Origin of the sequence: Undibacterium sp. Ren11W, from assembly GCF_049340485.1 — a bacterium.
GTDB lineage: Bacteria > Pseudomonadota > Gammaproteobacteria > Burkholderiales > Burkholderiaceae_D > Undibacterium.
This window is the reverse complement of sequence record NZ_JBMPPB010000003.1, coordinates 150,798-172,581: the sequence shown is the minus strand read 5'-3', so window position 1 is coordinate 172,581 and position 21,784 is coordinate 150,798. Positions and strand designations below refer to the sequence as shown.

General features: G+C 50.9%; 14 protein-coding genes. 3 read left to right on the top strand and 11 right to left on the bottom strand.

What is annotated here, in order from left to right; translation table 11 throughout:
• Positions 1–2: 2 nt before the first annotated feature.
• The gene (locus ACO0K8_RS09530; protein ID WP_422946414.1) at positions 3–1,499 is read left to right on the top strand and encodes a protein adenylyltransferase SelO; all 1,497 of its coding nucleotides are present in this window, start codon (positions 3–5) and stop codon (positions 1,497–1,499) included.
• Between the two features lie 45 nt (positions 1,500–1,544).
• Here the strand turns inward: ACO0K8_RS09530 and ACO0K8_RS09525 are convergent, their stop codons facing one another.
• The gene (locus ACO0K8_RS09525) at positions 1,545–1,841 is read right to left on the bottom strand and encodes a hypothetical protein (protein WP_422946413.1); all 297 of its coding nucleotides are present in this window, start codon (positions 1,839–1,841) and stop codon (positions 1,545–1,547) included.
• Between the two features lie 132 nt (positions 1,842–1,973).
• The gene (locus ACO0K8_RS09520) at positions 1,974–4,169 is read right to left on the bottom strand and encodes a hypothetical protein (RefSeq protein ID WP_422946412.1); all 2,196 of its coding nucleotides are present in this window, start codon (positions 4,167–4,169) and stop codon (positions 1,974–1,976) included.
• A gap of 619 nt (positions 4,170–4,788) precedes the next feature.
• Here ACO0K8_RS09520 and ACO0K8_RS09515 point away from each other — a divergent pair.
• Positions 4,789–5,391 carry a glutathione S-transferase family protein gene (locus ACO0K8_RS09515; RefSeq protein ID WP_422946411.1) on the top strand — a complete coding sequence of 201 codons (603 nt, stop codon included), beginning with the start codon at positions 4,789–4,791 and terminating at the stop codon, positions 5,389–5,391.
• Between the two features lie 280 nt (positions 5,392–5,671).
• On the opposite strand, the gene ACO0K8_RS09510 is transcribed toward ACO0K8_RS09515, so the two are convergent.
• The 8 genes from ACO0K8_RS09510 to ACO0K8_RS09475 all read right to left on the bottom strand — a co-directional run bounded on the left by ACO0K8_RS09510 (position 5,672) and on the right by ACO0K8_RS09475 (position 18,760).
• Complete coding sequence (locus ACO0K8_RS09510) at positions 5,672–6,148, bottom strand: hypothetical protein (RefSeq protein WP_422946410.1); 477 nt, start codon at positions 6,146–6,148, stop codon at positions 5,672–5,674.
• Positions 6,149–6,497: 349 nt separating this feature from the next.
• The gene (locus ACO0K8_RS09505) at positions 6,498–8,381 is read right to left on the bottom strand and encodes an alpha-amylase family glycosyl hydrolase (protein ID WP_422946409.1); all 1,884 of its coding nucleotides are present in this window, start codon (positions 8,379–8,381) and stop codon (positions 6,498–6,500) included.
• Between the two features lie 861 nt (positions 8,382–9,242).
• Entirely contained in the window at positions 9,243–10,301 is a 1,059-nt protein-coding gene (locus ACO0K8_RS09500) for a hypothetical protein (RefSeq protein ID WP_422946408.1), read from the bottom strand.
• Between the two features lie 235 nt (positions 10,302–10,536).
• Positions 10,537–12,093, bottom strand: coding sequence for a glycosyl hydrolase family 18 protein (locus ACO0K8_RS09495; protein WP_422946407.1), 1,557 nt, complete (start codon positions 12,091–12,093; stop codon positions 10,537–10,539).
• A gap of 115 nt (positions 12,094–12,208) precedes the next feature.
• Positions 12,209–13,648, bottom strand: a complete 1,440-nt coding sequence (locus ACO0K8_RS09490; RefSeq protein WP_422946406.1) for a glycoside hydrolase family 19 protein — start codon at positions 13,646–13,648, stop codon at positions 12,209–12,211.
• An 88-nt stretch (positions 13,649–13,736) separates the two neighbouring features.
• Positions 13,737–16,109, bottom strand: a complete 2,373-nt coding sequence (locus ACO0K8_RS09485) for a chitinase C-terminal domain-containing protein (RefSeq protein WP_422946405.1) — start codon at positions 16,107–16,109, stop codon at positions 13,737–13,739.
• Positions 16,110–16,696: 587 nt separating this feature from the next.
• The gene (locus tag ACO0K8_RS09480) at positions 16,697–17,389 is read right to left on the bottom strand and encodes a DUF1045 domain-containing protein (RefSeq protein WP_422946404.1); all 693 of its coding nucleotides are present in this window, start codon (positions 17,387–17,389) and stop codon (positions 16,697–16,699) included.
• A 432-nt stretch (positions 17,390–17,821) separates the two neighbouring features.
• A complete protein-coding gene (locus tag ACO0K8_RS09475) occupies positions 17,822–18,760 on the bottom strand; it encodes an exopolyphosphatase (RefSeq protein ID WP_422946403.1) in 939 nt (312 codons plus the stop codon).
• Between the two features lie 365 nt (positions 18,761–19,125).
• Between ACO0K8_RS09475 and ACO0K8_RS09470 the strand changes: the two genes are divergently transcribed.
• A complete protein-coding gene (locus ACO0K8_RS09470; RefSeq protein ID WP_422946402.1) occupies positions 19,126–20,193 on the top strand; it encodes a phospholipase A in 1,068 nt (355 codons plus the stop codon).
• A gap of 156 nt (positions 20,194–20,349) precedes the next feature.
• Here the strand turns inward: ACO0K8_RS09470 and ACO0K8_RS09465 are convergent, their stop codons facing one another.
• Complete coding sequence (locus tag ACO0K8_RS09465; RefSeq protein ID WP_422946401.1) at positions 20,350–21,783, bottom strand: protein kinase domain-containing protein; 1,434 nt, start codon at positions 21,781–21,783, stop codon at positions 20,350–20,352.
• Position 21,784: the final 1 nt, after the last annotated feature.

Here is a 21,784-nt window from a genome sequence, read left to right as displayed (position 1 = left end):
TTATGACGACTTCCAGCACAATAAATTCTGCAGGTTTGGTATTTGATAATAGCTATGCGCGCGAACTCACTGGGCTGTATGCGCCATGGCAAGCGGCACAGGTGCCGCAAGCGAGTATGACTAAATTGAATCTGGCGCTGGCGGCAGAACTGGGTCTGGATGCGGCAGCCTTAGGCACTGAACTTGGCGTCGCGATTTTCTCCGGTAATCAGGTGCCGGCAGGCGCAACGCCCTTGGCGCAGGCCTATTCTGGTCATCAGTTTGGGCGTTTTTCACCGCAATTGGGCGACGGGCGCGCACTATTGCTCGGTGAGGTGATCGATACGCTAGGGCAGCGCCGCGATATCGCCTTCAAAGGTTCCGGTCGTACACCTTTTTCGCGTGGTGGTGACGGTAAGGCTACGTTGGGACCTATGCTGCGTGAATACCTGATCAGCGAAGCCATGCATGCCTTAGGTATCCCGACCACGCGCGCACTCGCTGTAGTGAGTACCGGTGAGGCTATCTTGCGTGAAGGGGTCTTGCCGGGAGCGGTATTGACGCGTGTCGCCAGCAGTCATATCCGGGTCGGTACGTTTCAGTATGTTTCGGCACAAGATAAAGATGAGCTAATCCGTCAGTTAGCCGATTATGTGATTGCGCGCCATGATCCAGCCCTGAGTTCCGCAGAAAATCCCTACTTGAGTTTTCTGCAAGCGGTGAGCGAAAGGCAGGCTGCCTTGATCGCGCAATGGATGCTGGTGGGATTTATTCACGGTGTAATGAATACCGACAATATGACGATCTCGGGCGAGACTATCGACTACGGTCCTTGCGCCTTCATGGATAGTTACGACTCCGACACCGTGTTTAGTTCTATCGATAGACAGGGACGCTATGCGTATAGCAATCAGCCGCAGATCGCACAATGGAATCTGGCGCGTCTGGCCGAAACTCTATTGACCCTGATCGATCCGGACCCGGAACGCGCCGTGCTGCTCGCTACTGCAGTGTTAGATAGTTTCCCGCAACGCTATCAGGCGCATTGGCTGGCTGGCATGCGCAATAAGCTGGGGTGGACTGGCGAGCAGCCGGCTGATATGGAATTGGCCAGGGATTTTCTGGCGAGCATGGAGGGGCAGGGCGTCGATTTTACAATGGCGTTTCGCCGTCTGGCCGACCTGGTAGAGAACGGCGATGCGAACGGCCTGCGCGATTTGTATGACGACGCCAGTCAGCTAGATACCTGGCTGCCACGCTGGCGCGCCCGCTTGGCTGTCGATGCCCTGGATGCGCCGCAACGCGCAGCAGGCATGCGCGCCGTCAATCCTTTGTATATTCCGCGTAATCACCTGGTCGAGCAAGCTTTGAATTCCGCCTTGCAAGGCAATATGCTTCCCTTTGAGAAGTTGCTGGAGGTGTTACAAAATCCGTATCAGGAGCAGGCCGAATTGGCACTCTACACTGAGCCCGCTAGTGCAGCAGCGGCAGTTGGCTACCGCACTTTTTGCGGCACCTGAACCAGGCGATATCTATCTAAATTTTATGCCGTGTATCCGATGGGCTCATAACATCGGGCACTCAGATTTTGATACGCGAATTTCGAGCTGATTGTCGATGATCCAAATCTCGATAAATGGCGTTTCACTGATCTCGATTTGTACGCTTTGCTTGGGCCTGCCAGTAACTGCCACTGCGAGCTGTGCGATACTTTGTTCGACCTCGAGTTCTAGCGAATCTGCAAAGGAAATCGTCAAATCGCTGCTCAGCGCCGTGCGACGATAAATTTCTTTTTCGTCTAGCGTTAGCACCACCTTGTCGTCTTTGAAGCCGTCGCGTAATTTGATCGTTAAATGCGGCATAGTGAAGTTTTCCTATTAGGCTGAAAGAAAAATACCAGCGTGCTGGGCACGCCGGTATCAGACGTCGATGATTGCTAACTATTTATTAGAAACTATTAGCAGCTATCGCACATTATCACGCATTGTCAGCCCTCATTGCCGCATGCCGTTCCAATAGGACGGATCGCTAAAACTATCGGCCATTGCAGCGGAAGAAATTTTCTTCGTTTTGTCTTTTCCTGGTGACGATGTTTTAATTGCCATCGCACTTAGTTTGCTTAAGGTCTCTTTGGCGGCGTCTTTATTACCGGCTTTTTTATGGACATCAACCAGAGTAGAAAGTGTCATCAGGTTTGTCACATGGTCGAGTACCCCAGAAATGGATGCCGCCGCTAGCAATTCTGCGCTTTCTGTTGTTTGTGCGTGTCGGACGCTGACCCGGTTGATCTGATCATTGTTGATTGTTTTGAAGTCGCGACTAGCATTGACGCCTTTTAGCAGACGCACATAATTGGCCATAGGATGTTTCGGATATTTTGACAGAACCAGGTCAAACGCCTCATTCCCTTTACGTAGGGATTCGTCATCAGAGCCGAGTAGATAAAGTAGGGTTCCTTGTTCTTCTCCTATGAAGAGATCGGCCAGCTCTTCTTCTGCAGCCGTGACCGGATAGCTCACTCTCACGTCGACGATATTCGATAACACCTCAGAGCCATCTATGGCCGCATACGAGGCACGTATTTGGTAATTGCCGGGTTGATCAAAATAGAAGCCATCTTTTCCAAATCCTATGTAGGCGCTATCGCGTATCACGTCGTCACGACCTATGACGCTTTCGCGCGCGCCCACCAGGTGCTCTATCAGTGGTTCATAGGTGGTTACGATGCCATTTGGTTTTGCAATAATCACTTTCACCAAATTACAGTTAGGATGCAGCCATGTATGGACTCGATGGCCGCCGGAATCACTGGTGCCTAACATCAACTGCAAGACTACCGGTTCGCCAAGCGCAAATTTTCTTTGGTGGGTGGATATCTTGAAAGTCAGACCGCTATCATTGCGTACCGGATCTGCCATGATCTCGCGACCAAGAGCGGATCCCACCGCGAAATTGCTGCCACCCATAATAATGTTGTTGCGGAAAGCATGCCGTAGATGAATGATTTCTTCATTGTCGAACTGAAACGCGAATTGACTCCAGTAGGTTGATTCGCCGCCTGGCGCCGGGTAATTGAATGGATAATTCATCCACGATAAAGCCAGCGGGCGATTTGGAACTGCAGGCGTTGCTAAAGATTTTTGCCATGAATGCAGCAGGTTGAAGCCATGGCCCAATTCATGCACATAGGTATATAACTGCAAGCGCAATTTTTCAGGTGTATTGCCGCCTATACCTTGATGAAATACTGCGCAGCCTTGCCTTTGCTTGCCTTGCTGATCAAACATAATGCCATATAGACCCGGACCTAAATCATGCAGTTGTGCAGCGACCTGCCATACGGCCCACTGCGGGGTATCTTTCCATACTGAAAAATGTGCTTGCATGGAGGCGTGTAGCTCGGCATTGCTCCATTTTGCCCCGGCACCGGCTTCGCCAATATTAATCACATCCGCGCCTGCGGTTGGCAACATTTCTATGCCAGCTTCAGCGTAGGCATTGACGACACTTAAACTACGGTTCGGCCCACCTGATGGCAGAGCTGCTGTGTTGTAGCTACTAAACACCGGCGTACTAACATCGGAAACTCTATCGGTTTCTATGCGCACTGTGCGAAAGCCAGTCGATTCAAATACGCAACCGTAGATCGTGCCTGGCGTTCCTGTAGTAGAAAAAAATTGTAGAGTCGCTGCCGCTTGTGATTGAAAGATAGTGCGTCTGGGTATCGTCACTTGTATCACTGGATTACCGGCCGTAAACGTAAAATTTCCCAGACCTTTTATCAACACTTGGCTCGCACTAAACTGGATGCTCGGCGCATTGACGACGAAGGAGCCAAAATAGCTAGTGGTCGCGCCTGTTATCTGATACAAGTCGCCACTGATGCGATTCATAGGTCGGGTGCGATCAACGTCCACTCTGAGTTCGAGCTGAAATGCACCTAAGCTGCCACGATAGCGCCCGCTTACCGGACGTTTTACGATTGGTATCGGACCCGGTATGATTTTTTGTACATTTGCGGTGGACGCGTCTCCCGCAGTGTAATCGCTGGTTTGCCCGGCCGCAGCTAGGCTAGGGTCGGCAATTTCATTCTGATAAATGAAGGAGGCTGCGTTGTCTTCGAGTGACATTTCACCGGGCCAGAATGCTGTATTCGCTTCTTCCATACCGGTAGGATCTTGTTGTGACATGTTCAATTCTCCATGAAGTAATTATGTGAAAACGCCTATTCACCTTGCAATTGACAGCGGTGTACTGAGCTTGCGAGCCAGATATCAGCTATGCGCTTGGAATCAAAACCAATACTAGGACTTACGCACATGGGTTCCAGCAAAGGCAGCGCCAAAGACTGTATTTTCGGTACGCCGAGGCGAGACATCGATGCTGCTGCGCTTATACGTAAGTCCTATTCCCTAATATTTCGGAAAAGCGAGTGCCACGGTCAAAATGACCGGAGAAATTTATCAGTGAAAATGCGAAGAATTTATACTTTTTCAAGCAGCACTAAACGCCATCAATTAGCGATAGCTAATCAACCGCCCGCAAAGATTTTTCTTTAAGGCTTGCTCCGCTTCAAGTTTCATTTGAATAATATAAAGGCAACTATTCATAGATATTGTAGACGCCGGATTTGGGAAATCAAGGTAATTTTAAGATGTTTTTTTAGGCAGTTTTTTTTCGGAAAAACGCTGGATGATCAGTGGTTTCTTGGAGTTTTCCATCGGAAATTATCAGCGTTTTTTTTGAGAAATAGCTTAGACTTGACGGCTCCAGTGCTAGCCCCATTTTCGTTTTTCAAAAAGGATCACCATGCTACTTTACGGCAGTACCGACTCCGGTCACTCCTACAAAATCCGCTCCTATTTATTGCTCAGTGCTTGCCCGCATGAATATCAATGGATAGATCTGGCGCAGCCGCACGATGACCGATTGCCAGCCTTCGTGGCGGCCAGTAAATTTGGCGAGGTGCCGGTATTGGTAGACCGCGGACGATCGATGTGTCAGTCGAACGCAATCTTGATGTATCTGGCACAGCACGTGGGCAAACTGGCGGGTGCTGAAACGGAATGGCAGAACGTGCTTGAGTGGCTGTCGTGGGAGACCAATCGCATCGGTTTTAGCGTTCCCAATCTACGTTATGCGCTACGTTGGGGCGCGCAGCCAGCCGAAGTGCTGCATTACTTAAGGCAACGCGTGCTGGCCGATCTTGCCAGCTTGGATGCAGCCTTGTTTAACCAGGATTTTTTGCTGCCGTCCGGCCCCAGTATTGCCGACATTAGTTGTTCTGCTTACCTGTTCTGGCTAGATCAGATAGCTATCGCAGAAAGCGAATATCCGCATCTGCAGCGCTGGCTGGCGCGCTTGCGCGCACTTCCGCACTGGCAGCATCCGGATGTGGCGATGCTGGCGTAACTCTGTGCATCGCATATCTGAGATCGGGAGATCAAGCTGCTGCTAATCAGAATTTTTTGATGCCAGGCTCAGCGCGCATATTCCATGCGCTTGTCCAGCCTGCCTGCCCGCAAAGCCGCATGGGATATGCGTGAGCGGGCCGCTGCCGAAAATTGTTGGCACCGCTATTGTTGGCGTTTTCAAGAGCCCGTCAGAAAAAAATCCCCCGCTCTATCGCGCAAGAGCAGGGGATTTTTTGGTGTAGCCCAGCGATAAGTCTAGGCTCTAGGTTTAGGCTAGCTTAGAAATTGTAGCCGGCCGTCAGACCGATGCCGTAGGTCATGCCGCCTCTGTAATAGGCGGGCACGTTTTGTTTGCCGCCGTATAGACTCGCACCCAGCATCCATGACTTTTGATTAAAGCCAGAAAAATGATAGGTGTAATTTGCCGCAAGACCGACAGTGTTGTAATCCCCGAAATAGTATTTTCTATGCGAAATGGTGCCTATCGCGGCGCCGATAGTGTGATACTCATTCACAATGGCATGGTCGAAACCAATGACAAAACTTGCGGTGCCAGAATGCTTGTCTGAGGGCATGCCGTCGTCCTGATCGATCAAATATCCGACTCCACCAAAATATTTTGTACTGTCATTTCCAATCGAAAATTTCGCTCCTAAACCGCCATACGGCATCACTAGTCCCAGAGAAAAACCGTTATTCTCGGCCTGCGCCAGTGATGAGGCGAGTAGACACGCGAGTAGCACTAATTTGTTCATTACGTCCTTTTTTAGCTTGAATTAATGGATCAAAAAAATTGAAGCTGAGAGTGTGCCTTAGCTGAGGATCTAAAGTAAAGATATTTAGGGCCGTAGCGCTCATGCTTAGTGAGCGCACGTTCGGCTGGTGAATGCCACTATCAATAATCGAGAGGCAGCACAAGTGGCCACAATGAAGAAAATATTGTCGTGAAAATTTACTGGTTCGATGTTGATCGAGTGAGGAGGTTTTTGGTATTTATTACGTGTTGTCGAGTCAGTTATAGATTTGCCCCGCGTTCTTTGCCGTTTTTCATTACAGGGCGACCTATATCTTCTGGACGCCCTGTATAGAAAAATTACCTAACAATTAAAACTGAAAGCTGCCGACATCAAGTACCAGTGCCGCTGCGTCGCAAGCCTGGGTGCTGGCCTCGCGATTGCCGCTTGCGGTGCTTTGATTGCGCTCCCACACATCGCTGCCGCCACCGCTCTTCATGAACTTAAACTGTATGCTGGTAGATGGTGGTAATTGTATGGTTTTAGACCAAGGCACATTGGCACCGCTACCTTGTATCGTCAGGGCGTTAACGCTGCCTGCCGACCAATTTCCCAATTCACTACGATTGCCCTCCACATACAGGTTTTGGCCCAACGTGGTGTTGGCATTGGCGACTCGGAAGGTCACAGGCACAGAAGTGCAAGTGCCGCCACCGCCGCCGCTGAGTTTTTGGTTGAGGTGCAAAGCGATTGCCGGTGCCGTGGCACCGCCATTAGCCGCAATGCTGACAGCAATCGTACCGTTGGCGGCGACTACAACGGCATCGCTGCTGCAGGCTGTTTTGGCTGGATTGAGGGGGCCATGAATGACGTTGCAGTAAGTGCCGGCCGGTAGCAGGGTCTGAAAAGTCGCGTTCCACACTGAGGCTTCATTGTTAATCGCCACAAAGCCCTTGGTGCCGCGGTTAAATGCGATCTGATTGCCAGTGCCGCTGGTAAAGTTATCGACGCCCTGGCCGCTCACTGTACTGCGAAACGCTACCATGTTCGCTATATCCGACCAGCGGTGAATGAAGTCCCAGTCTTGATTAATCTTGGGATTGCCACTGCTATCGAAGGGGCTGGCAGCCGGGGCATCGCTTTCCTTGTTGCTGAAGTTAAAGCCTGAATGCACTTGTGCTTCGCCATAGGGCCAGGCCAGCATGAAAATGTTCGCCAGATCATAGCGCTTGGTGCCTTGGGCATCATTGGTGATACCGCTGTGGTTGCTGGCATTCATAGAGTCGCCATTGCGTTCGGTATCCCAGTTATTGATGAAGACGGTTGCCTTGCTACTGTCGCTAATGAAGCCCCATGTGCCGCCCCAGTTACCGGGCGTGCCCATGATGTTGCGGATCTGCGAAATATTGGCACCGTTTAGATTGCGAAAAGTTTCTCGCATCGCGCTGGCATATTTGAATTCATTGATGGTGCCGATGGAGAGATAAGAATTCCGATCGACCGTGCCATCGGTAATGATTTCTTGTGTAATCCAGAGCGGCTCACCGGCAGTCGTTACATGCGTAACGCCGTTGACGATAGTCTGTAATTCCACCTGCTGGATATGCTTGGCCGCGTCAAAACGAAAACCGTCCACGCCCATTGCTATCAAAGTATTGAGATAGTTCTTTACTTGTCCTTGGACATAACTCGATGTGGTGTTCAGATCCGGCAAACCAACCAGGCGGCATTGCGTCACGCCGTTGCGGTTATTGTTGTAATCACTGCCTAAAATATCGCAATTGGCATGAAAATCATTGGCACTAAAGCGTGGATAGGTCAGCGTGCTAGCGTTCCATGTCGCTCCATTGGTCGCAGTGCCGCTGCCCGCTGCCATATGATTGACCACGATATCGGCATACACGCGCACCCCCGCTGCATGGCAGCTGTTGATCATGCCCTTTAGCTCAGCTTCATTTCCCATTTTACTGGTGAAATTGGTGTAGTCGACAGGCTGATAAATATCCCACCAGTTGCTACCCCGATTGGCTGCGCTAGGCGGCGAAATTTGTACTCCACCATAACCTTGCGGCCCCAGAAAGCTACTGCATTCTTTGGCAATATCGATCCATTTCCAGTGGAACATCTGCACCGAGGTGTCGCGCGCATTGAAGCCGGCTGCGGCTGCCTGGGGCGCACAAGTGATGCTGCTCAGAGCCAGTGCGATCGCTGTCAGTTTTCCGGGTAGCGTCAAGTGGTTAAAATTTTTCTTCATGTCATCTCCTGTTGTTGATCACTGCCATTCGCGATGCGATGAGCCTTGCCGTGATCTGACTCCAGTCTTCGCCGGGTCGCCACTTTATCTTCAGGCTGATCTGCATTGCGGCGAGCATGGATCCTTGTTATTTAGATCATTGGGTTTGCTAATAATGATTTCCAGCATGCAGGACTGGCTGGGCGACAGACGCTTACTCAGTGAGTTGAGTAGCGTCGCAGGCAAAAAAACACCCGATCTACATCAGCTGAGTAAGAATTATTAGATGATGAGATGGCATTATGTTTGCGTAGTTTTACTACAAAAGCTATTGAAAGTTTACTATTTCTGTATTGCGCTGCACAATGTATCTCGTTTAAAAGGCGAAATTATTACCGTTGTTATAGTGAAGATGGCTACGCCTACGCATAGGGTGTAAAGGTTTTAAGTTTGTTGTTTTAAGTAGTAATGCTACTTATTCGTTTGAGGGTGCCGCGCGGTTTCAATTTTTCTGTCTTGCGCTTCTTAGCTCATGGACCAGTGTGCTTAAACCAGCCAATTGCCGTCGCCGCATTTAACATTGGAATCTACAGGAAGGGTTGAATCAAAAGGGGTTTAGCCTCGCATTAAAAATCAAACACGCATATTCCATGCGCCTTTACGAGCAAAAACAGGCTGGGAGGCGCATGGAATATGCGTGATGGTTTTTGAATTTGCAGGGAGGATACGCTAATCCTTGTGTCACAGTCTAAGAAAGGCGGCAGTAAGATCATCTACGCCGGCGTGAAAGAAGTAGACAGCAACGGCCGGCGTTAGCACCGTCAAAATCTAAGACCCGGCGGTATCGGGGTAGAGATCGAGCGCGGTACGGCAGCGTAGCAATCAGACCACCCAGTTGCCGTCGCGGTACACCACTTCATCGTCCAGCATTACCGTCTCGGTAACGGCGAAGACGTCGACGTGGTGCTTGCCGTCGCCGCGTTTAAAATTCGGTTTGCCGTAGATGCCGTGTTTTGCACCCAGCGATAAGTGGATGCCGCACATGCGCTCGTAAGTGCCGATGTCGCTGACTGTGCGGTCTTTGGTAAACGAGCGGTTCATCCCAAAGCCAAGTTCGCGTACCCAGACCACACCGCCTTCATCGGCGCGAATATTCGCCAGCACCTGATCGAATTCCGGCGTTGAATCGAGCGCGCTTACCACCTGACCTTGTTCCACTACCAGGGTGATAGGCTGGGCCGGTTGATTAACGCTGAAAGTGGTGTCGCCGAAGACGAAGATGCGTACCCGGCCACTAACTGCTTGCAGATCTTTGGCTTCGGTAAATACTTCACCGATGGGAAATTGACCGCCGACGTTTTTCATTTCGCTATAGTCGCCGATATTCAGTTTGGCCGATTCGAATGGCGAGGCGAAGATCAGTTTTTCACCTCCGCTATCGACTACGCCATGGCTGGCGGCATCGATCTTTTGTTTTAGCGCATTGCCGACGCCGCGGTAGTAGGCTGGATCGTAAGCCAGAGCATCGATGTAGTACGCCACTTGCTCGCCGGGCATACGGCCCAGATGTGGATGTTCGATGACCTTGAGTTCACGCTTGAATAGTTCGACCCGGATACGGAAGGCATCCATACGAAAGTTGGTACTTTGTATCAGTACCACCAGATCGGAGGCGACTAGCGGGGCCAACATTGCCAATACCGCTTCCGGCGTGCTGGTGTCAAAGTCGATGAACTGCGCCTTAGGCAGGGCGCAGCGATACGCCGCAGTCAAGGCCAATGCCAACTCGCAGCGGGTATCGAACACCACCACGGCAGCGTGGCTGTCATCATGCTTAAATGCAAAGCTCAAAATATCGCTGAGATGGCGTGCTGCGGTTGCGATGCTAGCGGGTGTCTGAGCGTGCATAGTGATGGCGGTGTTGGCGTTGGCGTATATCATTGGGAGTAGCAAGAGGGAGTGGAGCGTTTGAATCAGCAGTTTAGCCAGGTATTTTCAAGCTAATGCGCTATTTTATAGAAGTGTCGCCAGATACGCACGGCTTGGACGCTATTACTGAACTTTAGTTTGTGTTAGCGCAAGTGTAGTCGGACACGCTAAAGAAAAAGTTCCCTCACTGAGCGCACTGAGCGAGGGAACTTTTAAATAAAAGAATCTAATTGCTTGTTAAACTGAATTATTGTCTGACGACGCTAGTCGCATTGAGCAGAGTTCCTTTGGCATCATCGCCATCCAGCGACCAGCTAAACAAGCCCCCCAGCCCTTTATCTTTGACAAAGGCAGCCTTGGTGGCGATCACGCTAGGGTCGTCGTAGCTCCAGAACTCATTGCCGTCGTAAGACCACAATTGTTTGGTGACGGGATGGGTGTAGCGGTTGCCGCGTTTCAGATTGAGTACTTTGAAATCTTCTATTCCTGACTCATAGGTGCCGGCCGCAGCACCGGTGGCAAGCTGATACAGGCCGTCTGCTTTTGGTCCTGGGCTTACCCCTTTCCAACCACGTCCGTAAAACGGTATGCCTACAATGATCTTGGATTTTGCCATGCCGCCTGCCAGCAACGTGGCAACCGCATCGTCGATATTGTATTTGATGGCGTCGCCAGTGGCAGGTCCGGCCGGATCACGGTACAGATTAGATTGGAAATTGGTTTTTCCTGTGGTTTCCCAGCCGCCATGGAAGTCATAGCTCATGACGTTGATCCAATCGAGGTGCTTGCTATACAGCGCAGGATCAGTGTTGCGGATTTTATCGACACCAGAACCGATTGCTGCTGTCAGGTAGTAATGGCGTTTATTCGTCACCGCCAGGGCGTCTAACTGAGCGCGGAACTCTGCCATGAGTAAAGTGTAATTCTGCTTGTCATTGGCATTGCTAGTATTGGTGGGCAGACCACCGCCGCCCGGGTATTCCCAGTCAATATCGATACCGTCAAAAATTCCTTTCGCCGTGCCAGCGCCACCGGTGCCGTCAACTAAGGGTAAATTACCTTTGACATACAAATTGATACAGGACGTCACCAGGGCTTTGCGGCTGGCGTCGCTGGCTGCTGCGGTACTCATGTTTTTCGACCAGGTCCAACCGCCCAGAGAGATCATGACTTTCAAATTGGGATTGCGCAGCTTCAGTTTTTTGAGCTGATTAAAGTTGCCTTTCAACTTGCTATCCCATGCATCGGCCACGCTATCGACCGATTCGTTAGCGGCAAAACCACGTTGGTAATCGGCCCAGCCATCGCCGCCATCACCGTTGCCGGCTTCCGCCTTAGTCACGATATTACATTTGCCATCGGCGTAGACATTGCCAAAAGCGTAGTTAAGAAAGGTGAGTTTTCTGTCGCCGCCGGTATCGACCAGATTGCGCAGTTTGTAGTTGCGGCCGTAGATACCCCATTGCGCAAAATATGAACCAAGATGTTTGCCTACCGTGGGTGTGGGTTCTGGAATGCCGCTACCGTCGCCACCTGTGCCGCCGCCATCCGGTGGGGTGACGACGCCGCATTCGCTAGCCGGGCGCTCTTCCCAAGGCCCCCATTGATTGGCACCAGGTTGTTCATTTTGCGTCCACCATTTGGCGCGCCAGGTCTTACCGGCCGCCAAGCTGTAATTTCCTTGTGTGTACACGCTTGCTCCGCTCCAGGCGGCGCAACTATTGGCAGCTTGTGCGGCACCGATAAAGCTCAGGCCTAAAGCGATAGGCAATAATCTCAAAATAACTAATTTTTTAAGTTTCATAGTTCTCTCCGTAGGGGGTAATTATTCTTGCTATGATTAATTCGCCCGATCGCGCCGTGCGCAAAACCGGGCCAGATTTAAAGCGTGCGCACGGCGCACTTTGTAAAGCGACTGTCTACTTCAATACGACATTAAAAAAATGCTCGACACAGCGCACGTAATCGCCGCTCTTGAGCGCGCTATACGGGGTTTGATAGCCGACCAATTTGCAGGCATAAGTCTTGCCATCAGCGCGGCTTGGGTCGTAGCTCCAATCCTGTTCCCAGCTAATCAGTTGGGCGCCCGCGCCGCCAGCCGGGAAGGGGGCCATCTTGGCGCAGCTGAGCGCTTCGCCGCGATCGATAGGTACTGCAAAAAAGCCCGCCATACTTTGGTAATAACTGATGCGATTTAGCGCCTGCTGTTTATCCGTTCCCTGTCCACACTCGATACCGCCATTGATGATGCTGATGCTGGCACCAAAACCTGCGGTGATATTGGCCGCCTGATCGGCTGCATTCGGTTTCCAGGTACCGTCGACGACGTGCAACATCGACGGCTTAGGCGGTTGCGGATAAACATAGAAAAATACTGCCGAAGCTAAATTGAGCCAGGTATCCGCCACCAGTTCTGGCTTGTCTAACAAAGTGCGTACCGTGCCAAACATGGCATCGGAAAACGGGCCATAGTTGTAGTTGTATGACAGTTGCTTGGCGCCGCGCCCGAAGTATTTTTTGTAGCTGCCATCGGCTTGTTTACCGCATTGCCAGACTTGACCTTGCCAGGTGGCCGGATCGCATTCTGCGTTATAGCCGCAACCGGCACCCGTATCCGAGCAGCCCGCTTCGCGCAAAAAATACAGGGCTTGACGCCATTGCGGAATCGCAGAATTAGGATCGTGCGCCCCGGTTTCCTGAGCGAAGTGGGCGAACATGGTGGCGAGAGTTTTACGACAGATGGCGTCGGCATTGCGACCATCGGTATAGTCATCACAAACTGCCGGGAACTTGGCCATTGCCTGCAAAAATCGTACGTAGCTGTAACTGGCATCGCGCATAGGGAATAGCGTCTGCCAGTCGTTCACATTCAGAATTTTTTCTATACGTTTGACATTCATCGGATTGGCCGCGCGTCCCGCTTGCACCAACTCGACCGCGGCGCTGTCCAGAGTCCGGATCGAGGCTTTGATGTTTTGAAACAGCGGGCTGGAAGTCTTGCTAAGCTCATCGGCCTGGACTTGTTTTAAAGTCGGTATGCCCTTAGGTATAGTGCCGCCAGTGTCGCCGCCACCGCTACCTGCGATACACTCGCTAGCGGCCCTTGCTTCCCAGACTGCGCTAGTGCCAGGGATCTCGTTTTGGGTCCACCATTTGGCACGCCATACGCTCTTGTTGGACAGAGCATAATTGCCTGCTGTGTAGACTTTGCTGGCTAGCCAGGGATCGCAACTTGGCAAGGCAGCCGCCGTTCTATTGCTATTTGCCGTCACTTTGTTTGACGCTGGGTTGGCGGCAAAGCCTAGCGCGCTGCTTCCCGCCAAGGCGTAGACCAGCACTAACATCTGTTTGAGATTCATGAAATACCTCGTAGTTTTTTATTTTTCAGAAAATTTCATCAGAGTCTTTTTGTGAGAGACCCTGATGAATTTTTGTATGTAGGCTGACTTATTTCACGTAAGGCATATATGGCTGTTCGGCACGGATCGCATACGCTTTGCCATTGATGTTGACCGAGAAGTTAGAAGGCCCGGCGATCGGCAAGTAATACACCACCTTGATTGTGGTACTGGCGTTGGGTGCCAGACTAGACCAGCCCGGTAGTTTCACCGAGACCCGGTGCAGATCACCTTTCAGACCACCGATATTGTTACCGCTATGACCGCTGCTGATGACCTGCATGCCAAAACCGGATTGGTCTGTCATGCTGTTGGCGGTCGAGGTCGGTATATCAAATTGAAACTCGGTTCCGCCAGGCAGGGTGTAAGTCGACATATTTTTGACTGTCAGGGTAGGGCTGATAGGATAATTACTATCGCCCAGCGCATATCCTGAAAGTTCAAAACGTACATCGATGGCACCACGTGGCGCAGCTTGCTTACTACGTAGATTGCCGTAAGGCGCGGCATTCAAAAAGGCATTGTAGAAGCTACGGGTTAAGGTGGTCCCCATGAAATATTCGCCCTTGCCATTGTTGCGGCTGGCGTTCCAATCGTAATCGCCAGCGAGCTCCCAAAACATCACGCCACCTACGCCATGATCAACTATCCACTGGGCTTTTTTCTGTACCGATACCTCGTCTTCGGTAGAAATGAAGACTTTTTTCTGGGCATTCCATAGCCACGGCGCAGCCAGAGTCGCATCGTAAAAACGCGTATACGTTCCGCTCATGACGTCATCCGGGTCCGTGGTCGGGGTCAATCCATAACTGGCGATATAACTACCGGCCTGATTGCGTTCCAGATTTTTGGCGTGCCACATAGGATTGCCACCGCCACCCAGCTCTTTACCTTGTTCATCGAGGTCATGCCAGAGATTGTCTATGCCGACTGCGCCATCGCCACACAGAGGTAAGCCGGTCGGGCAAGTTTTTCCTGAAGATTTGCCCCAGAGACCGTTGTTGCCTCCACTGACGTTACGCCAACCGCGGGTGTAGTAAGGGACGCCGACATTGATGCGGCCAGATTGCAAAGCACCGCGGAAATAGTGGTAAGCCCAATCGGTATTGAGATAACCGATACCGCCGTATTGCGGTGTGCTGTAGACACTCCAGCGCGCCAGTTCTGCATCTTTGCCATCGTCAAACAAGGCGGCGTTGGGGCCGACGAATTCATTCCAGGCACCATGCAAGTCATACGACATCATGTTGACGAAATCGAGATATTGCAGCGCCGAGAAATTTTCCATGCCGCGCAATAAATAGCCGGAAGCTGGCGCTGCGACCGTCACTTGATAGTAGTGATTGTCCTGGGCTGCGGCGCTATCGAGTTTCTCGCGCAAGGTTTTAAGCAACGTTGAATAACTGCGCATCAAACCGGCGCGACGGCCATTCGAGAGTGTCCAATCGACAGGGTTGCCGGCATCTTTCATCGAGGTCGGATATTCGTAATCGATATCGACACCGTCGAAGCCATATTTGCGCAAAAAGCTCACCACAGAATCGGCGAAGGCATTGATGCCTACCGTATTTACTGAACCATCAGGGTTGGTCGTCATGCTGTAAAAACCGCCGCTATTGACGCGTTTGCCACTGGCATCGAAGTAACCACCAGTCTCGGCCCAGCCACCCACTGAGATCAGAGTTTTAACATTGGGGTATTGTTTTTTGAATTTATTGAGAAGATTGAAATGTCCCTGGTAGGGGTAGGCCGGGTCCATTTCTGCACCTGCTACACCCGGCCATAACATGCCGATCGCCGAATTATTTTTATCTGCGGCGTCGCCGATAGAAATGCGATTGCTGGCATCCACGTGGGCAAAGGCAAAGTTGATGTGGGTGAGCTTATCCCAGGGGATATTGTTGGCAAGATAGGCGGGGCTGCCATCTTTGCCGGTACGCCAACTGGTGAAATAGCCGATTACACGACGCTTCACCGCACCGAGTTTTTCGCGGCCATTGCTGTCGTAAATTTGGCAATACGGCGCGTTGACGCCTGCGGTAATCGTCATGCCATCCGGGCGGCACAGCGCGCTACCAGGCGGGAGTGCAACTGGCGTCAAGGCTGGATCGCCGCTGCCAGGGTTGCCGCCATCGCCGCCCCCGCAAGGCCCTAACAGTTTCCAGGGGCCGTCGGGATTATTGCTGGGGGCGTTCCCCTGAGTCCACCATTTGGCGCTCCATTCCTGATCTTGGTAAGAAGCCTTGCTGCCGCCGGTATACACGCTGGTGGCATTCCAGGCTGCAGCGCTACAGGTTGCAGCCAGACTTGCTTTTGCCGTGTTTTGGGTGATTTTATTGTTGCTGGTCGCAGCTAGCGCCCCCGCTGTAGCTTGTAGCGCGAGTAGTAGTACGGCCAGGTCGATTCGACTAATTTTAGACATGTGATATTTCTCCATTTTTTATACCTACCTGGTTATTTGAGTTGCCAGGTTAGTCCAAGAAAACATCTTATTTTTGTAGGCCAAACATCAAAGTATGCAAAAGATTTAGACGTAGAACAGCCTTACGAGAACGCCGTAGCGTCGCGATAAAATGACTACTTTTTTTGCTTGCTGTATTACTGTGGTCTGCTGCTGGTCTTACTTTGGTATGTGGTAGAGCTAGTCTAGTCTATGAATATTCAGCGACAAGTGATTTTTATTTTTATTACATTTTTTTGTGTGAAGTTACGTTTTCACTATAAAGGCGAGGAATGTTTTACTTACATTCTGAACGGGATTGATAAACTGGTCTTATTGATATTGACCAGCTGTTAAGAAATTTTTTGTGTTGGCGATGTGCCAGAGTTAGCTTAAATCTGGCTTTAATCTTGCGTTTTCCGGGTTATGTCGCAGTAATCAGCGTGCGCTGATTTTGCTACGATGACAGATCATCCACATCGATGCCGATAGCTTGTTCCAGCGCGATTTTTGCCAATCGGCCAGGCAGTGATGGTGTGTCGTAAAGCGTGAAATGCTGTGGCGTTCGCTTACACCCCAAAGTGATAGTGCTTGAGCAATCTGAAATCTGCCCCTGGCTCATCTTCACAAAACAGTGCGATGCCCTTGATACACATGCTCTCTGTAATCTGAAAATGTTTAACGGCCGCATCGCGTAAAGTATTGGTATGCGCATCGTCGCAGTAAGTCATGGCGTCGCTTAGGGTGAGATGGAAACGATATTCTTCTTCGGTATAGGGGTAGCCCCAGCGCTGCATTAATTCTTGCTGACGCAAGCTGAGCGCCTGGCTATTGTGCCTGGCCATTTCGGTGTGGTTGAGCGGTGCGCTCAGTTCTGCAAAGTGCCGTACACAGCGCATCGCCAGAGCATCGAGCGAAGGGCATTCGCAATTCGGGCGTAAGCTAAGAAAACTACCCATCCATAAGACTTGCGGTGAAGGCACAATGACGGGGCGTTGCTGGCTGCAAAAGCTAAGTAATGCCTGCTCTAAAGCCGGCAGCGTATGGCTTTGAGTCAGACGAAACGGCGCTTTTAAGGTGGCATGAAAGCCGTAACGACGTGCATCTCGGGTGTAATGATGGACTAATTCTTTGCTCAGCCCTGCGATAGCGGGTTGCGCCAGCGCGCGCGAAGAGGCGCTATCCCGTCCCAGCCATTGGCTGCCCGCCAACCACCATTGGCTACCGGTTTCAGGGGCAAAATAGAGTGCATAACGTGCCATGTTTAAGTCTTTCTTAATGGAAAGAGTACTGCACTATTTTCTGTTAGCGATTGTTAGCGAGATAGATTAAAGCGAATAAGCTGTGATACCGTGAATTGCCTTCCTCTATCTTGTCTTTGTTTTTCTATGAAATCAAGCATCAATCACTTATTTGTTAAAAATGCACGCATTATTGCTGCCAATGCTTTAGTGGATGCATCACTGATCAGCCCTAAGAGCTGACTTTATCCGGATTCGTATGCATGGGAAAATACCGGTAGTCGTCCGAGTCTGGAAGGAGGGACGCAAGATAGGCTAAGCGAGAGAAAAATTGAACAGAAAAAGTAAACAGAAAAAGTAAACAGAAAAAGTAAACAGAAAAAGTAAAAGCCCAAGCCTGATACAGGTTTGGGCTTTTAAAGCGGTTGACGATCGCAAGGCTTGATTTGCTATTCAGCCATCCAGGCAAATTCTCGCGGTCAGGATGCTCAGTACGATTTCTGCATTTTCATTTTCTACCTGGCAAGTACCGGCATTTTCGTGACCACCTCCACCATATTCCAGCATCAATGGGCCGATATTGGTTTTGGAGGTGCGATTGAGTATGGATTTGCCGGTGGCAAATACCGTGTTCTGATTTTTTAGGCCCCACAATACGTGGATAGAGATATTCGTCTCTGGAAATAGTGCGTAGATCAGGAAGCGATTGCCGGCGAAAATAGTCTCTTCCTTGCGTAAATCGAGCACAACTAAATTTTTATGTACGGTGGCGCAGCGCAGGATTTGTTCTTTGCATTTTGCTTCGTGTTCAAAATACAGATCTACCCTTTCTTTCACATCGGGAATCTGCATGATCTCGTTTATCCCGTGATTTTTACAGAACTCGATCAGATCCATCATCAGATTGTAATTGGAGATTCTAAATTCGCGGAAACGTCCCAAGCCGGTTCTGGCATCCATCAGAAAATTCAATAAATCCCAGCGCTGCGGGTGCAACACTTCATCGCGGTTAAATTGGGCGGAGTCGCCTTTATCTACTGCCGCCATCATCTCGTCCCACGAGGCCGGGAAGGCATTCAGCCCGCCGTAATAGTTGTAGACGACTCTGGCCGCGGATGGCACATCCGGTTGTATCACATGGTTGTTGCGTTCGCCGCTGTTGCGCAGGGTTTCGGATAGATGGTGATCAAAGGCCAGATGCACGCCTTCAACAAAGGGGAGATTGGTCGAGATGTCATTCTCGGTGACAGTAATTTTGCCATCCTGCATGTCTTTTGGATGGACAAATAAGATCTCGTCTATCAGATTCAGATGCTTGAGCAATACGGCGCAGACCAGACCGTCAAAATCGCTGCGTGTGATGAGTCGAAATTTTTTTGCATGTATAGACATCATGGTCCCCGAGGTGTGGTTGATGAAACATAAAAAAACGGTCAAAAACAGCCTCAGGAGTCTTGCACTTGCTTTGCCGCACTAACGACCGTTTTCAGTGCAATGTCTGGCAAGAACAATTTACCTAAGTGCTCAATACTCAGCGATACAAATTACTCGTTTTTGGATGGGTTTGTTTTGCTTGCGCTGTTGCCGATGCAAACTCACTGTAGCCAATTTTTTTGCGCATGTCTATGAGTCCTTGTTGCAGAACTCAGCCGGATTTGCATAGACTTGCCCATATGCAAAATTGAGATGATAAAATACTATGTATATATCCTTCCTTTCATCATCGCCGTCAGGCAAAAAATAAGTAAAGAAACTGAATGAAGAAATTACTCTGCCCTACCACACTATTCGTGCTCACTATGCTCTCCGGGCAGGCGACGGCGATTGACACGGGATGTAAGCATATCCTCAAGGATAGCGAGCGTTTGGCTTGCTATGACCAGGCCAGCGGCAGATTGGCACCGGTTTCGATTTCCGCACCGGATCAGGCGGATGAGAGAGCGGTCAGTGAGGCCAGCAAAGAAGCGGCTAAAGAAGCGCAATACGAAAAAATCCGTCAAGAACGGGTAGGCTCAAATATGGTGGATCGATGGGAGCTCGATTCTAGCAAATCGACCGGGAGTTTTTTGCCGCGCGCCTATAAACCCATGTATGTGCTGCCATTAACCTATACCAGTGACATCAACAATAACCCAAGCTCACCGGCTGTGAATCATACCGCCACCAATACCGGCCCGCCTTTGAGCCCTTGGGAGGCAGAATTTCAGATTAGTTTGAAAGCCAAACTATGGGAACATCCTATGGGGCTCGATGCTAATTTGTGGGCTGGTTATACGCAGTCCTCGCGTTGGCAGGTGTACACGCCAGCCTTGTCACGGCCTTTCCGTGAAACCAATTACGAGCCGGAAGTGATGGCGGTGTTTCATACGCCATATGAGATTTTGGGTTGGCATGGCCGCATCGCCGGCGTCAGTCTGACCCATCAATCGAACGGCAGAGCACAACCTTTGTCGCGTAGCTGGAACCGCGTGATAGGCGAAATCGGTATGGAAAAAGGCGACTGGAGTCTGAGCTTACGTCCATGGTGGAGAATTAAAGAAGCTGGCTCAGCTGATGATAATCCAGGTATAGAAAATTACATTGGGCGTGGCGAACTGTTACTGACACGCGTCATGGCGCACCATGTAGTGACTTTACGCGGCCGACATAGTCTTAAAGCTGGTGCCGAATCGCGTGGTTCAGCGCAGCTCGATTGGGCCTTTCCGATTGGTAGTGGAGTGCATGGCTATCTGCAACTGTTTAGTGGCTATGGCGAAAGTTTGATCGATTACAACATCAAACAAAACAAGCTTGGCCTGGGGATCTCTCTGGTCGAGTGGCGCTAACATATTGTTCATTCAAGGACAAAAAAACCTTCTGCGCTGATACCTCTGGAGGTTTTTTTATGCACCCTGCCAGCGCGCATATTCCATGCGCTTCTTCAAGCATGCCGGCCTGCAGCCCGCATGGAATATGCGCATTGGCGCTATGCCATTTTCAATTTATTTGCTGTGTGATTTAACCACGGTGACGGTGCATTCGGCTTCTGCCACCACCTGTGCCGAGACGCTGCCCAGATAACGCCTGATGCTAGAGCTGCCGCGCGACCCGATGATGATGTGATCGACCCGGTTATTCTGTGCATAGTCGATGATGGCAGCAGCAGGATCATGCGCTTCCAGTACGTGGAAGGTGATTTTGTCTGGGCTAATATTGAGTGGGCGAGCCCAATGCTTGAGCTCCACCAATTGCTTGACGTGTACGTTTTGCCCTTGTTGCACGATGCTCTCATCCATCCCTATGCGGCTGGTTTTGCGTATCGTCAGGCAAGCCAGGCGTGCGCCCGGTTCGGTTTGCAACATCCGGCGGGTGATATCGCGCAGTTTGTCCGCCAGGGCACCGGCACCATTTGTCAGGTCGAGCGCAGCCACAATAATGGGGGCTTGCGATAATTGTTCAGAGACACTGTGCTGCAACACTGGTTCAGAGCCGGCTGCATGAAAGCGCCGTTTCATGACCGCCATATAGCCGTCCTGAGCGGTTTTTTCGGCGCGTGCGGTGAGCTGGATTTGCCCGGGGTTTTGCAGCATAAAAGCCAGTTGGGCTGCAGTATCGAAGCGCGCCGCCGACTCCACTTCTAGGCAGCGCAAGATCACTTCTTGCAGCCATTTCGGGATCGCCGGATTATGGCTGCGTGGTGGTATAGGATCGCGATACAGGCGCTTCTTTAATCCTGACACCGAGGTTGGGTGGCCGTAAGGTCGCTCGCCAGTGGCCAGGTGATACAGCAAGACACCGAGCGAAAACAAATCGCTACGCGGTTCATTGCGCACCCCCAAGACTTGCTCGGGCGAGATATACGGGCCGGTGCCCATAGGCAGGCGGAATTCTTCATCGAGTAAATCGGGCAGCTTGTCATGTCGCGACAGTCCAAAATCGATCAGCACCGCGGTGCCGTCAGGGCGGAACATGATGTTGCTGGGCTTGATGTCGAGATGGATCACATGCTGTCTGTGCAAATCTTGCAAGGCATGGGCGATCTTGATGCCGGTGCTGACTACTTCTTCTATCGGCAAGGGCGCCGCATCGAAACGACTGCGTAGTGAGACTCCGGCAATCTGCTCCATCACGATATAGGCTTGGGCGTCAAAATCACCGGCACCAAAGTAGCGCGGCACGTGCGCGCCTTTTAGTTTGGGCATGATCATTTGTTCGACTTCGAAGGCGACGATCGCGGTCGGGTCTTCGGTCGAAAACAGCAAAGGCACTTTCATGATCAAAGGCGGCAAAGCTTGGCCAGGGTCTTGTTGGTGGCGATTTTTTAAGTCGGTGACACTCCACAGCGCGGCCATACCGCCAGTGTGAAGTTTCTCTTCCAAACGGTAGCCGTCAAATTCCATGCCGGCTTGTAAGCTGCGATGGCTGACCTGACTCAAC

Coding starts and splice junctions, on each gene's coding strand:
- ACO0K8_RS09490 (WP_422946406.1), bottom strand. CDS start 13,648: ATGAATCTCAAACAGATGTTAGTGCTGGTCTACGCCTTGGCGGGAAGC.
- ACO0K8_RS09470 (WP_422946402.1), top strand. CDS start 19,126: ATGAAGAAATTACTCTGCCCTACCACACTATTCGTGCTCACTATGCTC.
- ACO0K8_RS09475 (WP_422946403.1), bottom strand. CDS start 18,760: ATGTCTATACATGCAAAAAAATTTCGACTCATCACACGCAGCGATTTT.
- ACO0K8_RS09515 (WP_422946411.1), top strand. CDS start 4,789: ATGCTACTTTACGGCAGTACCGACTCCGGTCACTCCTACAAAATCCGC.
- ACO0K8_RS09520 (WP_422946412.1), bottom strand. CDS start 4,169: ATGTCACAACAAGATCCTACCGGTATGGAAGAAGCGAATACAGCATTC.
- ACO0K8_RS09530 (WP_422946414.1), top strand. CDS start 3: ATGACGACTTCCAGCACAATAAATTCTGCAGGTTTGGTATTTGATAAT.
- ACO0K8_RS09525 (WP_422946413.1), bottom strand. CDS start 1,841: ATGCCGCATTTAACGATCAAATTACGCGACGGCTTCAAAGACGACAAG.
- ACO0K8_RS09510 (WP_422946410.1), bottom strand. CDS start 6,148: ATGAACAAATTAGTGCTACTCGCGTGTCTACTCGCCTCATCACTGGCG.
- ACO0K8_RS09500 (WP_422946408.1), bottom strand. CDS start 10,301: ATGATATACGCCAACGCCAACACCGCCATCACTATGCACGCTCAGACA.
- ACO0K8_RS09495 (WP_422946407.1), bottom strand. CDS start 12,093: ATGAAACTTAAAAAATTAGTTATTTTGAGATTATTGCCTATCGCTTTA.
- ACO0K8_RS09485 (WP_422946405.1), bottom strand. CDS start 16,109: ATGTCTAAAATTAGTCGAATCGACCTGGCCGTACTACTACTCGCGCTA.
- ACO0K8_RS09480 (WP_422946404.1), bottom strand. CDS start 17,389: ATGGCACGTTATGCACTCTATTTTGCCCCTGAAACCGGTAGCCAATGG.
- ACO0K8_RS09505 (WP_422946409.1), bottom strand. CDS start 8,381: ATGAAGAAAAATTTTAACCACTTGACGCTACCCGGAAAACTGACAGCG.